This is a genomic window from Bacillus sp. MM2020_4 (assembly GCF_011250555.1).
Taxonomy (GTDB): Bacteria; Bacillota; Bacilli; order Bacillales; family Cytobacillaceae; genus Neobacillus.
Genome location: NZ_JAANMZ010000108.1, coordinates 1 through 758, shown reverse-complemented (window position 1 = coordinate 758; position 758 = coordinate 1). Strand labels below are relative to the sequence as shown.

Sequence of the window (758 nt, the reverse complement as noted above, 5' to 3'; positions counted from 1 at the left end):
CTTCTAAAGACATATACGGTTCGTAAAAAGGGGTAGAAGGAATAAAAAGGGTTTTATTTTTATTGTAATTTAAGTAGCAATTACCTTCATTGACCTTGTTTATTCCGAGTAATATATTTAATAGTGTAGTTTTTCCAGTTCCGTTTTTACCCTGTAACCAGTATTTTTTATTATCTAACAGGGTTAAATTATAATTTTTTAAGATATAATTTTCCTCTTGATAGAAAAAATCAATATTCTTTAATTCAATCAAAAAAAACACCTCTCAGTCGCTTCAATTGATGCGGATATAATTAAAAGAACAATAGAAAGTAAAATTAATTTAATATAATTTTTGTGATGTATTTCCTTCTTTATGAAAAAATCTCTGAATAATATCCATGACATACATACCCAGATTGTCATAGCATATAATTCAAATAGAAAATGAGGGAAAAACAAAAATAGTGTATTTTCAAAATTATTATGTAAGATATACGCTTTTAATGACCCCACTGTGATGTATAAGTCTAACAATAATTTTCCAAACCCTAGAACAGGTATGACATAAAATATAACTGCCATTAAATTGTTGGAAAATATTTTAAGAACATTTTCTGGTTTACAGGCAACATTCTTATATACTGTGGCAGTAGCAGAATTTGAATTAGTTGGAACGTCTACAAAAATAAAAAGTAGAATAAATAAAAATAGAATACATAAAAAATACAAATTAAATTTTTTAATAGGAATCACCTAAGGTAAATAATGTTAAATGC

2 protein-coding genes are annotated in these 758 nt (G+C 25.7%); both read right to left on the bottom strand.

Translation table 11 applies throughout. The annotated features are described in order from the left end of the window. On the bottom strand, nt 1-253 hold a 253-nt coding region (locus G6554_RS25325), incomplete at its 3' end, for an ATP-binding cassette domain-containing protein (RefSeq protein ID WP_166246847.1). Next, nucleotides 250-735, bottom strand: a complete 486-nt coding sequence (locus G6554_RS26445) for a stage II sporulation protein M (protein ID WP_166246846.1) — start codon at nt 733-735, stop codon at nt 250-252. The genes G6554_RS26445 and G6554_RS25325, both read right to left, overlap by 4 nt. Nucleotides 736-758: the final 23 nt, after the last annotated feature.